14 protein-coding genes are annotated in these 12,661 nt (G+C 60.4%); 7 read left to right on the plus strand and 7 right to left on the minus strand.

Annotation, left to right across the window (positions count from 1 at the left end; all coding sequences use genetic code 11):
- Positions 1–31 precede the first annotated feature (31 nt).
- Together gmk and G5380_RS15200 are read right to left on the minus strand one after the other, a co-directional pair.
- Positions 32–658, minus strand: coding sequence for a guanylate kinase (gene gmk, locus G5380_RS15195; RefSeq protein ID WP_005357125.1), 627 nt, complete (start codon positions 656–658; stop codon positions 32–34).
- Between the two features lie 303 nt (positions 659–961).
- Positions 962–2,014, minus strand: a complete 1,053-nt coding sequence (locus G5380_RS15200; RefSeq protein ID WP_421352869.1) for a glycosyltransferase family 9 protein — start codon at positions 2,012–2,014, stop codon at positions 962–964.
- A gap of 222 nt (positions 2,015–2,236) precedes the next feature.
- On the opposite strand from G5380_RS15200, the gene G5380_RS15205 reads away from it, so the two are divergent.
- Positions 2,237–2,950, plus strand: coding sequence for a 3-deoxy-D-manno-octulosonic acid kinase (locus tag G5380_RS15205; protein WP_042082212.1), 714 nt, complete (start codon positions 2,237–2,239; stop codon positions 2,948–2,950).
- A 70-nt stretch (positions 2,951–3,020) separates the two neighbouring features.
- Positions 3,021–3,884 carry a GGDEF domain-containing protein gene (locus G5380_RS15210; protein ID WP_376901871.1) on the plus strand — a complete coding sequence of 288 codons (864 nt, stop codon included), beginning with the start codon at positions 3,021–3,023 and terminating at the stop codon, positions 3,882–3,884.
- A 6-nt stretch (positions 3,885–3,890) separates the two neighbouring features.
- Here G5380_RS15210 and G5380_RS15215 read toward each other — a convergent pair whose 3' ends face one another.
- The gene (locus G5380_RS15215; protein ID WP_236317454.1) at positions 3,891–4,745 is read right to left on the minus strand and encodes a carboxylate/amino acid/amine transporter; all 855 of its coding nucleotides are present in this window, start codon (positions 4,743–4,745) and stop codon (positions 3,891–3,893) included.
- A gap of 39 nt (positions 4,746–4,784) precedes the next feature.
- Between G5380_RS15215 and G5380_RS15220 the strand changes: the two genes are divergently transcribed.
- Positions 4,785–5,246, plus strand: coding sequence for a DUF6314 family protein (locus G5380_RS15220; protein ID WP_307895906.1), 462 nt, complete (start codon positions 4,785–4,787; stop codon positions 5,244–5,246).
- A gap of 124 nt (positions 5,247–5,370) precedes the next feature.
- On the opposite strand, the gene G5380_RS15225 is transcribed toward G5380_RS15220, so the two are convergent.
- Positions 5,371–5,532: a hypothetical protein gene (locus tag G5380_RS15225; RefSeq protein WP_005339236.1), complete on the minus strand. Its 162-nt coding sequence runs from the start codon at positions 5,530–5,532 to the stop codon at positions 5,371–5,373.
- The gene (locus tag G5380_RS15230; RefSeq protein WP_005357113.1) at positions 5,517–6,416 is read right to left on the minus strand and encodes a DMT family transporter; all 900 of its coding nucleotides are present in this window, start codon (positions 6,414–6,416) and stop codon (positions 5,517–5,519) included. Before G5380_RS15230 ends, G5380_RS15225 begins: the two co-directional genes overlap by 16 nt.
- A gap of 91 nt (positions 6,417–6,507) precedes the next feature.
- Between G5380_RS15230 and G5380_RS15235 the strand changes: the two genes are divergently transcribed.
- Positions 6,508–7,467 carry a LysR family transcriptional regulator gene (locus G5380_RS15235; protein WP_058056572.1) on the plus strand — a complete coding sequence of 320 codons (960 nt, stop codon included), beginning with the start codon at positions 6,508–6,510 and terminating at the stop codon, positions 7,465–7,467.
- Here G5380_RS15235 and trpS read toward each other — a convergent pair.
- Both trpS and G5380_RS15245 read right to left on the minus strand, forming a co-directional pair.
- Positions 7,446–8,459: a tryptophan--tRNA ligase gene (gene trpS, locus G5380_RS15240; RefSeq protein ID WP_421258367.1), complete on the minus strand. Its 1,014-nt coding sequence runs from the start codon at positions 8,457–8,459 to the stop codon at positions 7,446–7,448. The two genes, G5380_RS15235 and trpS, sit on opposite strands and share 22 nt — an antisense overlap.
- A gap of 192 nt (positions 8,460–8,651) precedes the next feature.
- Positions 8,652–9,089, minus strand: coding sequence for a universal stress protein (locus tag G5380_RS15245; protein ID WP_005339229.1), 438 nt, complete (start codon positions 9,087–9,089; stop codon positions 8,652–8,654).
- 401 nt (positions 9,090–9,490) lie between these two features.
- Between G5380_RS15245 and fabV the strand changes: the two genes are divergently transcribed.
- The 3 genes from fabV (at position 9,491) to G5380_RS15260 (ending at position 12,629) form a co-directional block, all read left to right on the plus strand.
- Positions 9,491–10,678 (plus strand): enoyl-ACP reductase FabV, encoded by a 1,188-nt coding sequence (gene fabV, locus G5380_RS15250; RefSeq protein ID WP_421352870.1) that lies wholly within the window; start codon positions 9,491–9,493, stop codon positions 10,676–10,678.
- A gap of 92 nt (positions 10,679–10,770) precedes the next feature.
- Positions 10,771–11,295: a non-heme ferritin gene (ftnA, locus tag G5380_RS15255; RefSeq protein ID WP_005339225.1), complete on the plus strand. Its 525-nt coding sequence runs from the start codon at positions 10,771–10,773 to the stop codon at positions 11,293–11,295.
- Positions 11,296–11,444: 149 nt separating this feature from the next.
- Positions 11,445–12,629, plus strand: coding sequence for an NAD(P)/FAD-dependent oxidoreductase (locus G5380_RS15260; protein WP_421352871.1), 1,185 nt, complete (start codon positions 11,445–11,447; stop codon positions 12,627–12,629).
- The last annotated feature ends 32 nt before the right edge of the window (positions 12,630–12,661 follow it).

Here is a 12,661-nt window from a genome sequence, read left to right on the forward strand (position 1 = left end):
AAAATGACGCAAAAGTTTACTTGTTTTTGGCTTACTCTGCCAGTAGCTGTTGCAGCAAGTTTTTTTGAGCCTGTTGCTGGTGACGCATCTCCAGCCGTTGGCACTCAATAATGGACCTGAGCTGGAACAGCGCCTGCTCGAAGTCTTCGTTGATAATGACATAGTCATACTCGTCGTAGTGCACCATTTCGGCAATGGCTTTCGCCATCCGGCCGGCAATCACTTCGGCGCTGTCCTGACCGCGCCCAATCAGGCGGCGCTCCAGCTCTTCGCGGCTGGGGGGCAGGATGAAAATGGATTTGGTCGGCATCTGCTCGCGGATCTGGCGGGCACCTTGCCAGTCGATGTCGAGGAATACGTCGATCCCCTTGGCCAGGCAGGCTTCGATGGCGGCGCGTGAGGTGCCGTAGTAGTTGCCGAATACTTCGGCCCACTCCAGAAAATCACCGCGTTCGATCAGCGCCTTGAACTCTTCCACCTGGACGAAGTGGTAGTGGACGCCGTGCTCTTCGCCCGGGCGGGTGGCGCGAGTGGTGTGGGAAACCGACAGCTGCATCTTGCCCGCAGCGTTATGTTGGGTCAGCAAGGCATTGAGCAGACTGGATTTACCCGCGCCGCTCGGAGAAGAGATGATATAGAGAGTGCCTTGTTGCGCCATATTATTACCTTTAATCGAAACCGCTGTTTTGGTTGTAGCAGAGACCGCCGTCTTGTGCCCGAAAGGGAGACAGCCAAACGCAAAACGCGGAAAATTCTTGAGTCAGGAGGATGTAAAGGCGGCGAATTTTACCAGAATGCGGCGAATAAAAAAACGGCCGGAATCATATTCCAGCCGATCAAAGTATTCGTAGCTTGCTGCGGGAGCGTAACCCACATCAGCCTGCATTGTGCCTTTGGCTGAGAGCAGAGGCTATCAGGTTATCCCTGCCTGATGGCTCGGAATTCCCGAGGTGCCCTGTCACTACGGCAGCTGACGATCTGCACAGAGGCGGTCGAAGGCGGCGATCACCTGCTCGCTGGTGATTTTTCGCATGGCCTCCGGATCCTTGAGGCGGGTGCGCCAGCTCAATTCGGCCAGCGGCTTGCCGGTCTCCTGCTCGACCAGCTCCTGATAGACGCTGACCACGTAGTCGCGGCAGAGATATGGGCCGGTACGCGCCGGATTGTGGTGGGCATAGAGGCCGATCACCGGCGTGCCGACAATGGTGGCCATATGGGTTGGGCCAGTATCGGGGGCCAGTACCAGACTCGCCTCGCCAATCAGCGCCAGCAGCTGCTTGAGGTTGGTCTGCCCCACCAGATCGACCGGTTTGCTCTGGCTTAAGCGCTGGATCTCGGCAGCCAGATCCCGCTCCAGTTTGGCAGGCCCGCCACAGAGATAGACCTGAAAGCCCTTGTTGGCGGCGTGATCTGCCAGCGCGGCATAGCCTGCGGCAGTCCAGTTCTTGAAGGCCTTGCTGGCGGCGGCGCAGATCAGCAGGGTCGGTTTACCGCCAATCTTCTCCCTTGCCCATGCCTGATGATCGGCGCTGATGGGCAGTTGCCAGTCCGGGGTTAGATCCTTGATGCCGAGCTCTTTGGCGAAAGCGAGGAAACCGTCCAGCACATGGGGGGAGGCAGGCGAAGGCACCTTGTGGTTGGTGAACAGCCACTGGCCGTCGTTGGCCCGTTCCCGATCAAACCCGAGTTTGACCTTGGCGCTGATGCCGAGGGTGGCGATGCTGGCCCGCATCGCCGCCTGCAGGTGGAGCAGGGCATCGAATTTGCGCCCCTTGAGGGTCTGCCAGAGATCGCGATAGCCGCGCCACCCCTTGCTCTTGTCGAAGGGGATCACCTCGACCTCGGGCAGATCGGCAAACAGGGTTGCCTCGATTTTGCCGGTGATCCAGGTGATGCGGGTTTGTGGCCACTCCCGCTGGATGACGCGCACCAGCGCCAGTGCGTGGCAGCAATCCCCGATGGCGGAGAGCCGCAGGATGCAGATGGAGGAGGGGGGCGTTTGAAATAGCGGCATGTTGTGGCGCACGGCTGGCAAAAAGGGTGGATGGCATTATGCAAACTCCCCTCTGGATTGTAAAATTGCGCACAATCGTCAGCCGGGATAGGCCGGGCCCTGCGCCATGACCTGTTTCTGCACGTCGTTGATTAAAGGCCACTATTGCGGGCATGCCAGAGCGGCAGCCTCATCGCCAATTGAAAAATTGCGATCCATGACCCACCGAGCGGGATCTCCACGATGCGAGTACAGACCGAACACAACCAGATCTGCTGGTATGCCGAAGGGGCCTTTCGCGACCCTTCTCCCCAGTTATTCGATCCTGCCTGGTGGCAGAACAACCGTCAGGTGGTGGGGACCTCCATCGGGCGGGGGGTGACCTGGTTCGTCAAGGATGAGTCCCGCCATCTGGTGCTGCGCCACTACTATCGCGGCGGCATGGTGGGCAAGGTGGTGCGGGATCGCTTCTGGTTCGAAGGGGTCGAGTCGAGCCGTGCCATGGCCGAATACACCCTGCTGGCCAAGCTGTGCGAGCTGGGGCTGCCGGTGCCGCGTCCGTTTGCTGCCCGCATGGTCAAACAGGGCCCATTCTATCGTGCCGATATCCTGATTGAGCGAATTCGCGGTGCCAAGGATATGGTGGCACTGCTCAAGCAGGGGCCGGTGGCGACCGAGGTGTGGCACAAGATCGGTCAGACGGTACGTCAGCTGCACGATGCCGGGGTCTATCACGCCGATCTCAACAGCCACAACCTGCTGCTCGATAAAGAGGGCAAGGTGTGGGTGATCGATTTTGACAAGGGGGCGATCCGCTCCCCCGGCGAATGGCAGAAGGCCAATCTGGAACGCTTGCTCCGTTCATTCAATAAAGAGTCTCAACTGCATACCAGTTTCCACTTCGTACCGGAGAACTGGCAGACCTTGATGAACGGGTATCAGGGAAAAGCACTCTGACCCTGTTGCTCGGCGTGAACGCCAATGTTACTTATTGAGCAGGTATTCAGATCCTGTTTCGAGGCGCCCCATGGAAATGCTCAAGACACCTTTGGTCGATGTGACTGCCCGGCTTGATCCGGGTCTGCTGTCTGATGCCATGGCGCTGCTGGAGGCGGGGATCTGGAGCTGGTCAGCCCAACATGGACTGCAGCGTGATCCCTCCTGCCTGCGCCTGTTGGGATTGGGAGAGTGCTGGCCGGATGATCTCGGCTGGCTGGATCGGGTGCATCCCGACGATGTTGCCCGGCTGGAAGATGCCCTGCTCGCCTGCCAGAGCGGCCGCAGCAGCGGTCTGCGCCTCGAATACCGCATTCTGCATCATCACGGTCACTACATCCGGCTGGAAGAGCGGATGCGTCGTGATGAGCGGGGTTATCTGCTGGGCGTCGTCCGTCACCTCGATCCCGCTGCCGTGCTGTTGGAGGAGCGACATGGCACCGATCCGCTGACCGGACTGGAGAGCCGTGGCCGTTTCGAGCAACTGCTTGAAGAGCGGCTGGCGACCGAGAGCGGCACTTTCAGTCTGCTGCAGTTTTCTGTCGATCACATGGCCAAAATCCAGCAATTGTTTGGCGAAGCGGCTTGCGACGCCATGCTGGCCAAGCTGGCGCGTATCGTACGCCACGAACTGCGGCGGGAAGATCCCTTTGCCCGCTGGGATGAGGACGGTTTTATCCTGATGCTCTCCCAGACCGAGCGGATGAGTGCGCTGGAGATCGCCGAGCGGCTGCGCCTCGAGATTGCCGATGCCAGCCTGCTGTCACAGCGGCCGGTCACCGTCAGCATTGGGCTGGTGCAGAGTCAGGCTGGCGAGCAGCTCGATCATCTGCTGGCCCGGCTGGCCAGCTGTCACAGTCAGGCCAGACGGGAGCACAACACCGTCGTCGGCTGAGTGCGGTCAGGGTTGGCCGCGCTTGTCACGCTGGCAGACCCAGAGCGAGGCCAGCATCAGCAGGCCGCCGATGGTCAGTCGGGTCAGGTCGGTATCCTTGCCCCAGAGCAGCAGATTGACCAGCAAGCCGGCCGGAATGAGCGCATTGTTCATGATGGCCAGCACCCCGCTGGTGACCAGCGTCGCCCCCTTGTTCCAGAGGAAGTAGCCGAGGCCGGAGGCACCCACCCCCAGCCAGAGCAGAATACCCCACTGCAACCCTGAAGTCGGATATTGCGGCTTGCCCAGCAGCCACCAGGCGGGCAGTGCGATCACCAGCGCACCCAGATAGAAGCAGCCGAACACTGCCAGTTGCGGCGGTTGCTCCGCCTCCCTTGCCAGCAGTACCTTGTAGCCCACCTGACCCAGGGCGAAACAGAGGTTGGCCCCCTGCACCACCAGAAATCCCAGTACATAGCTTTCGGTAAGGCCATCGAAACGGATGACGGCAGCCCCGATCACCGCCAGCAGGGCGCCCCACAGATAGGTGGGCTTGAAGCGCCTTTCCAGCAGGTCGTGGAGCAGGGTGACGTAGATGGGGGTGAAGATGGTAAAGACCAGCACTTCCGGCACCGTCAGCAGCAGGAAGGAGTGGTAGTAGAAGAGATACATGATGCCGAGCTGGATGGCGCCCAGCGCCATCAGCTTGGCCGCCAGATCGGGGCGTAGCCAGCGGCGGCGCAGGAAGGGGAGAAACACCAGACTGGCGAGGGCGATGCGGGTCAGCACCGAGAAGTAGGCATCCACCTGGCCAGCGAGGTAGACCCCGATCAGGCTGAAGGAGAATGACCAGAGCAGGGTGACCCCTATCAAGTAGTTCATGTGTTTGATTTATCGTCAGTTGTCAATTTTAAGGGGGCTATGATGGCCGAGATGGAAGAGGCAATCCAGCGTTTATGGGCGCGATTGCCACAGGTCGGAGCATTTTCCTTTACCGCCAGCAATGGCGAGGGGTCGGCGACCGACTGGAATGGTCGGGGCGAGGGGCGTGTGCAGGTGACCGATCATCAGGGTGGCTGGCTGTTTAACGAGCAGGGCCGTTACATCACGCCTCATGGCAGGGAACTCGCCATGCACAACCGCTTCTGGTGGCAGCGCAGTGCGCGGGGGATCCGTCTCTCCCATCTGCGTTATGAAGCGCCGGTCGAGCTGTTCGAGCTGCTGCCGCAGGGGGATGGCCGCTGGCTGACCGCCGAGCCCCATCTGTGCGGGGCGGATCACTACAGCGCCGAGTTGACCGAGATCGACGGCGGTTTTCTGCTGAGCTGGCAGATCACCGGGCCGCGCAAGAACGAGCGACTCAGCTATCGCTATCTGATCTGACGCCGGCTGGCAGGCATAAAAAAACCGGCGCAGAGCGCCGGTAGCGGGGGACAAATCGGAGGTTTTTTAAAACAGTCCCAAAAACAGGAGAGATAGACTCTCGTCACACATTCAGAGATGGACTTCAGGCATTCAGGGCATAGCTCAACATGGCTTGCAGCTTGCTATCGAAGAACCAGGGCAGCAGTACCATCAGCAGGCCCAGGATCCCGGCCAGCCGCTGGCGATATTGCCAGCCGGCAATCAGTACCAGACCACCGCACAGTGTGGTCAGGATGCCTGACATAGGGAGACCTCGCGCTGCATGCGACGCTGTTGCGCCCACTGGTTCATGGCGACCGAGCCGAGGATCAGGGCCAGAGCAACACCTGTGGTGGGATGGATCTGCTCGCCGAGGAACAGGGCACCCAGCATCACGCCGAACAGCGGCACCAGATAGTTGCTGAAGGAGGCGAACGTCGGGCCGGCCTTCTGGATCAGCGCCATGTAGAGGAAGTAGACCAGACCGGTGCAGAGGGTACCCAGCACGGTGATCGCGCTCAGGGCCTGGGTGCTCGGCAGGGTCAGGCTGCCGAGATCAACCATGAAGGGGGCGACCAGCAGCAACTGGATTGCCGAGGAGATCAGGATATTGCGGGCGACCACGACCGGATGGTCCTTGGCGAAGCGCTTGATCATCAGCAGACCGATGGCGAAGCAGCTGGCTCCCAGCAGGATGGCCATGGCACCGAGCAGACCGGCGTTCATGCCCTGGGAGAGTTTCGGCCAGAACAGGGTGAGTACACCGGCAAAGCCGATGATCACGGAAAGCAGACCGGTTTTGGTGATTCTTTCACCAGAAATAAACAGCGGTGCAGCCAGAATGGTCACAAACGGGATACAACCCATGACCACGGCGGCGATGGCGCTATCCACATACTGTTGGCCCCAGGCGACCATGATGAAGGGGATGGTGGCATCCAGCAGGGCGATCAGCATATAGGTGCGCCACGGGGTGTGCTCACTCTTGAGCCGCATGAACAGGCAGAGCAGACCCAGGGTCAGGCTGCCGCACAGGGCACGACCGGCAGCCACCAGAATGGGGGGCAACTCGGCAACGGCCTGGTGCATGAAAATGAACTGGGAACCCCACAGCAGGCCAATGGCCAGCAATAACAGATAGCTACGCATTTGAATCTCCGATGTATTAAGCCAGCGCATTCTAGGCAATCTGTTACTATGGTAAAAATGAATTGTTGGCATTTAACTATGGCTAATATCGATGGATAGCTCGCTCGCCCGTCTCGACCTCAACCTGCTCGCCGTATTCGATATGCTGATGCAGGAGCGCAATGTCACCCGTGCCGCCGAACGGCTGCATCTCTCCCAATCCACCGTCAGTCACGCCTTGGGGCGGCTGCGAGTGGCGCTGGATGATCCGCTGTTCGTGATGAGTCGGCGCGAGATGATGCCGACCGAGCGAGCCAAGGCACTGGCCGGTCCGGTGCGCCAGGCGCTGGCGATGCTGGAGCAGGGATTGCGGCAGGCCAAGGGGTTTGATCCCGCCACTGCGCGGCGGATTTTCCGTATCGCCACCCCGGGCTCGGTAGAGCACGGGCTGGTGCCGGTGCTGGTGGACAGGCTCCATCGGCAGGCCCCTCACTGTCGGCTTGAGGTGTGCGAGCTGGCGGACAGCGACTACGAGCGGGAGTTGGAAAAGGGTGAGCTGGATCTGGTGATCGGTTTCGCCGGGGCGAATCACCTCTCACCCCGTTTGTGGCGGGAGGAGTGGTTCAACAACCCGCTGGTCTGCCTGTCGCCGCTCGGCAGCGAGTTGCCCGATGTACTGACGCCGGTTGAGCTGGTGAGCCGCCCCCACATCCACACCTCCAGCTGGGGTCACAGTCAGGCGATGGTGGAGCTCTGGCTGGCCCGTTTCGGGGTGGAGCGGGAGCTGGGGGTCAGGTTGCCGAGCTTTATGGCGGTGCCGCCGTTGATGGCGACCGGCCGCTATCTGGTGGTGGTGCCCGAGATGATCGGGCGCCACTTCTGCCGCTACTACCCGCTGCGGATGCACCAGCTCGACCCCGCCATCCCCATCGTCTACCTGATGGCGGGGCACCCGCTGACCGCCCATGACGAGGCGATCGGCTGGTTCAAGAGCCTGTTGCACCAGTTGGTGTTCGACCTCTACGGCGACGATGCACTCGGGACCCCCGCTCAGCGGATGCTGGCGAAGTAGTCGAGCCCCATGGCACTTTTCACCTCCGCCAATACCTCATCGGTGATGATGCGAGCCTGCTCGGTGCCCTGATAGAGCAGCTCCAGCAGCATCTTCTTGTCGGCAATGGCCGCGGCCCGGCGCTCTCGCATCGGGGCGAGCAGGGTTTGCAGGCCGTCATTCAGCACCTGTTTGCAGCGCATGTCCCCCAGTCCGCCGCGCCGGTAGTGCGCCTTCATTTCGGCGACCAGCGCCTTGTCGGGGTGGAAAGCATCGAGATAGGCGAACACCGTATTTCCCTCCACCTGACCCGGATCGCTCACCTTGAGGTGGTTGGGGTCGGTATACATGGCGAACACCGCCTGTTTGACCTCTTCCGCCGACATGCCGAGCTCTATGGTGTTGCCGAGAGACTTGGACATCTTGGCCTTGCCGTCGATGCCGGGCAGGCGGCCGGTGTCGCTCAGGATCGGCTGGCATTCGGTCAGCACCTCTTTGCCTACCAGAGAGTTGAAGCGGCGGACGATCTCGTTGGTCTGCTCCAGCATCGGCAGCTGATCCTCCCCGACCGGCACATGGCTGGCGCGAAAGGCGGTGATGTCGGCGGCCTGACTGACCGGATAGACCAGAAAACCGGCCGGCAGCGTGCGTTCAAACCCTTTTTGCTGGATCTCCGCCTTGACGGTGGGGTTGCGCTCCAGCCGCGCGACGCTGACCAGATTGAGGTAGTAGCAGGTGAGCTCGGCGAGGGCGGGCAGGGCGCTCTGCAGGCAGAAGGTGGTCTTGGCCGGGTCGAGACCGACTGCCAGATAGTCGGCCATCACCTCCAGCACGTTGTCTGTCACCTTGGCCGGGTTGTGGCCGTTGTCGGTCAGCGCCTGCAAGTCGGCGATCATCACGAACTGGCGGTAGTGGTGCTGTGCTTCGACGCGCTGGCGCAGGGAGCCGACATAGTGGCCGATGTGCAGTTTGCCGGTGGGACGATCGCCAGTCAGGATAACGGGGTTGTGCATGTCACTCTCTCCAGTTGGGTGAGCCGGGAGGCGACAAAGGGATAAAAACAGTTGACCGCCTCTCGGCGGTCACGGTGTTTTCTTTGGGAAATCTTGAATAGAAACGCGGTGCCGCCTGTTTAGGAGCAGCACCACCAGTAGTTGTGATTGAATGCGGTCATGTTCATAGCAAATCAAACTACGCCGGTTTCATTACTTCTGCAAGGGGACGACCAGCAGATCGCAGGGCACCGTATTCATCAGCTGACGGGCGCTGGAGGTGAGCAGGCTCCAGAAGCTCTGGCGATGGCCGCACACCAGCAGGTCGATCTCGTACTCCTTGACCGCCTGATTGACCCGCTCGCTCAGATCGCCGCAGATCACCAGCTTCTTCTCGATGGGGTAGTCCACCGAGGCCAGAAATGCCTCCAGCTTCTCTTTCGCTTCGGCGATCACCTGATCCTGCACGTTGTCGATGTCGATATCGATCATCTCGGTGTAGAGATCCTTGAGGTCCACATCGACATGGATAACCGACAGCTTGGCGCCGTTGGAGCGGGCTCTGTCCACCGCCTTGTCGATCACCTTGCGGTTGTCTTCAGAGAGGTCGATCGCAGCCAGAATATGCTTGTAATAGGTTGTTCCACTCATGGGGGTTCTCCTTACCGATCCTTCAGCCCACTATACCAATCTCTGCTGAAACTAAAATGGTGCCTCAGGCACAGTTTTGGGATTTAAATGAGTTTAATGACGTGTGACACAGGGTCAGCCACTCAGTTATTAACCACTATTTGCCTATAAATTAAACAATAGTTTGATGCCGGTCACACCCCTCGGCTTGCCGATCAGGGGGGAGAGGCATAGGATGGGCCCGTGCTTCGCAATGAACACAAAACAACAAAAAGCATCTGAATACCGCTTTGGGGAGCCACGTGCTCCCTTTTGTTTTTCTGCCTCAATTCCCGCGGCTTTTCTGACTGATAGCGATCCGGCATCAAGTTAATCTCTTTCGATTTGGTTATGCTGTAGCCAATTTCTTTGGAGGCCTTCCCATGATCATTCATCCCCAGATTCAAGGTTGTGTTGCCCGCAACTGTCACCCTATCGGCTGTCGCGCCGCCGTGCAGCAGCAGATCGAACGGATCAAGGCCGCTGGCCCGTTCAACGGCCCCAAGCGGGTGCTGGTGCTGGGTGCCTCCTCCGGGTTTGGACTGGCGTCGCGCATTGCACTCGCCTTTGGTGCCGGTGCCGACACCATCGGTATCTCCTTCGAACGCGGCCCTTCCGACAAAGGGCTCGGCAGCGCCGGTTGGTACAACAACATCTGGTTTCGCAAGGAGGCGGAGCAGGAGGGGCGTATCGCCATCAACCTGATTGGCGATGCCTTCTCCGACGGCATGCGTCAGCAGGCCATCGACACCATCCGCCAGCAGCTGGGGCAGGTGGATCTGGTGATCTATTCGCTCGCGAGCGGCATCCGGGTGCTGCCAGATGGCACGCAGGTGCGCTCCGTGCTCAAGACCACCGGCCAGCCGTTCAGCGGCTGGGGGCTGGATCTGGAGCGAGATACCTTGGTGCAGCAGTCGCTGGCACCAGCCACCCCGGAGGAGATCCGCGACACCGTCACCGTGATGGGGGGCGAGGATTGGCAGCTCTGGATGCAGGCGTTGCAGCAGGCCGGTTGTCTCGCCCCCGGCGCGCAAACCGTGGCCTACTCCTACATCGGCCCCGAATCCACCTATCCCCTCTATCGGGATGGCACCATCGGTTATGCCAAGGAGCATCTGCACGCCACCGCCGAGACCATCAACCTGCAACTGGCCGAGATTGGCGGCCACGCCTGGGTATCGGTCTGCAAGGCGCTGGTGACCAAGGCGAGCGCCTATATTCCGGTGCTGCCGGTTTATCTGGGCCTGCTGATGGGGGTGATGAAGGAGCGCGGTGTGCACGAAGGCTGCATCGAGCAGATGCAGCGACTGTTTGCCGCCAAGATGTACGGGCCCAATGGGGTGGTGGCCGATGGTAACCGGCTGATCCGGATGGATGACCACGAGCTCGACCCGGCCATTCAGGCCGCCGTTTCGGCGCTCTGGCCCAAGGTGATGCCGGACAACTTCCACGCGCTGGGGGATTTTGCCGGGCTGCGGCAGGATTTCATGCAACTCAACGGCTTCGAGCTGCCGGGTGTCGATTATGCTGCGCCGGTGGATGTCGCCTCCCTTGGCGAGCTGACCCCCTGAGCTGAAAGAAACGGGATCTCCCTCTCGTTGGCGGGTTGATTCGTGACGGGAGTGTGGCGACAATCGATACCAAATCACTGAGGAGAAACAAGATGCTGGCCCAAGCCATGATCGAGAAGTTGAACGAGCAGATTAACCTGGAGTTCTACTCCTCCAATCTCTATCTGCAGATGAGCGCCTGGTGCGAAGACAAGGGCTTTGAAGGGGCGGCGACCTTCCTGCGCCAGCACGCGGTCGAGGAGCGCCAGCACATGGAGCGTCTGTTCACCTATGTGAGCGAGACCGGCGCCATGCCCAAGCTGGGTGCCATCGATGCCCCTCCCCACGAGTTCAAGTCGCTGGGCGACGTGTTCCGTACCACTCTGGAGCACGAGTACCACATCACCAAGTGCATCAATGGTCTGGCCCACGTAGCCTTCACTACCCAGGACTACTCCACCTTCAATTTCCTGCAGTGGTATGTGGCCGAGCAGCATGAAGAGGAGAAGCTGTTCAAGAGCATCGTCGACCGTCTGGGTCTGGTGGGTGAAGATGGCAAAGGCCTCTACTTCATCGATAAGGAGCTGGCCGAACTGGCCAAGGGCGCCCCTGCCAGCATCATGGACAGCAACGCCTGATAGTCGTGGACACTTAGTGTTCAGCCAGTACAATAACGGCCCTTTTAAGGGCCGTTGTTTATTCTGGTGGGCAATCACCGTTGTGATGTCAGCCAGAGGCAATCACGGTTCTGGCCAGGTGCCGTTTCTATTTTGATAAGTGAGTGATGATGAAGCAGGTCGATGTGGTGGTGATCGGGGCCGGTGCGGCCGGATTGATGTGTGCGGCGCAGGCGGGCTACCGTGGCCGCTCCGTGCTGGTGCTCGACAACGCCAAGAAGCCGGGCCGCAAGATCCTCATCAGTGGCGGTGGTCGCTGCAACTTCACCAACCATCAGGCTGGTGCTCACGCCTACCTGTCGGAGAATCCCCACTTCAGCAAGTCGGCGCTGGCTCGCTATACCCAGCAGGATTTCATCGATCTGGTGGATCGCCACGGGATCAACTATCACGAGCGCACCTTGGGGCAGCTGTTCTGCCTCGAGAGCGCCAAGGATATCGTCGATGTGCTGCTCACCGAGTGTGACTGGGCCGGGGTGACCCTGCAGTTCCAGACCGAGATCCTCTTCGTCAGCAAGCAGGATGAGGGCTTTCTGCTGACCACCAGCAAGGGTGAGATCGGCTGCCACTCGCTGGTGGTGGCGACCGGCGGTCTCTCCATGCCCAAGCTGGGCGCGACTCCGTATGGCTTCAAGCTGGCGGAGCAGTTCGGTCTCAAGGTGCTGCCGACCCGCGCAGGTCTGGTGCCATTCACCCTCCATCAGGCCGAGAAAGAGGCCTTTGCCGATCTGGCGGGCATCAGCCTGCCGGTGGCGGTGACCGCCGAGGATGGCACTCGCTTCAAGGAGGCGATGCTGTTCACCCATCGCGGCCTCTCCGGCCCCGTCATCCTGCAGATCTCCTCCTACTGGCATGCGGGTGAGAAGATCCACATCAACCTGCTGCCGGAGCTGGATATTCCAGCCGCCCTGCGCGAATGGGCGCAGGCACACCCGGCGCAGGAGCTGAAAACCGTGCTGGGGCGCGAGCTGCCCAAGCGTTTCGTCGACAAGCTGGTGGAGCTGGGCCAGCTGGTCAGCAAGCCGATGCGCCAGTACAACGAGCGGGAACTTGAGGCGATCGCCAACCTGCTGGGTGACTGGCAGATCCTGCCCAACGGCACCGAGGGGTATCGCACCGCTGAAGTGACCCTGGGCGGCATCGATACCAACGAGCTCTCCTCCAAGACCATGGAAGCGCGCAAGGTGCCCGGCCTCTACTTCATCGGTGAAGTGGTGGATGTGACCGGCTGGCTCGGCGGCTACAACTTCCAGTGGGCCTGGTCCTCCGGCTGGGTGGCTGGTCAGTTCTGTTGATAGGAAGAAAAATCTGTGCAGAGATCTTGCCA

The organism is Aeromonas sp. 604443, assembly GCF_049170315.1.
Taxonomy (GTDB): Bacteria; Pseudomonadota; Gammaproteobacteria; order Enterobacterales; family Aeromonadaceae; genus Aeromonas; species Aeromonas veronii_A.

Excerpts from the sequence above, each read along its gene's own strand:
- G5380_RS15205 (WP_042082212.1), top strand. The coding sequence starts at position 2,237 with ATGCGAGTACAGACCGAACACAACCAGATCTGCTGGTATGCCGAAGGG.
- G5380_RS15225 (WP_005339236.1), bottom strand. The coding sequence starts at position 5,532 with ATGTCAGGCATCCTGACCACACTGTGCGGTGGTCTGGTACTGATTGCC.
- G5380_RS15220 (WP_307895906.1), top strand. The coding sequence starts at position 4,785 with ATGATGGCCGAGATGGAAGAGGCAATCCAGCGTTTATGGGCGCGATTG.
- gmk (WP_005357125.1), bottom strand. The coding sequence starts at position 658 with ATGGCGCAACAAGGCACTCTCTATATCATCTCTTCTCCGAGCGGCGCG.
- ftnA (WP_005339225.1), top strand. The coding sequence starts at position 10,771 with ATGCTGGCCCAAGCCATGATCGAGAAGTTGAACGAGCAGATTAACCTG.
- G5380_RS15235 (WP_058056572.1), top strand. The coding sequence starts at position 6,508 with ATGGATAGCTCGCTCGCCCGTCTCGACCTCAACCTGCTCGCCGTATTC.
- G5380_RS15200 (WP_421352869.1), bottom strand. The coding sequence starts at position 2,014 with ATGCCGCTATTTCAAACGCCCCCCTCCTCCATCTGCATCCTGCGGCTC.
- trpS (WP_421258367.1), bottom strand. The coding sequence starts at position 8,459 with ATGCACAACCCCGTTATCCTGACTGGCGATCGTCCCACCGGCAAACTG.
- G5380_RS15260 (WP_421352871.1), top strand. The coding sequence starts at position 11,445 with ATGAAGCAGGTCGATGTGGTGGTGATCGGGGCCGGTGCGGCCGGATTG.
- G5380_RS15210 (WP_376901871.1), top strand. The coding sequence starts at position 3,021 with ATGGAAATGCTCAAGACACCTTTGGTCGATGTGACTGCCCGGCTTGAT.
- G5380_RS15230 (WP_005357113.1), bottom strand. The coding sequence starts at position 6,416 with ATGCGTAGCTATCTGTTATTGCTGGCCATTGGCCTGCTGTGGGGTTCC.
- G5380_RS15245 (WP_005339229.1), bottom strand. The coding sequence starts at position 9,089 with ATGAGTGGAACAACCTATTACAAGCATATTCTGGCTGCGATCGACCTC.
- fabV (WP_421352870.1), top strand. The coding sequence starts at position 9,491 with ATGATCATTCATCCCCAGATTCAAGGTTGTGTTGCCCGCAACTGTCAC.
- G5380_RS15215 (WP_236317454.1), bottom strand. The coding sequence starts at position 4,745 with ATGAACTACTTGATAGGGGTCACCCTGCTCTGGTCATTCTCCTTCAGC.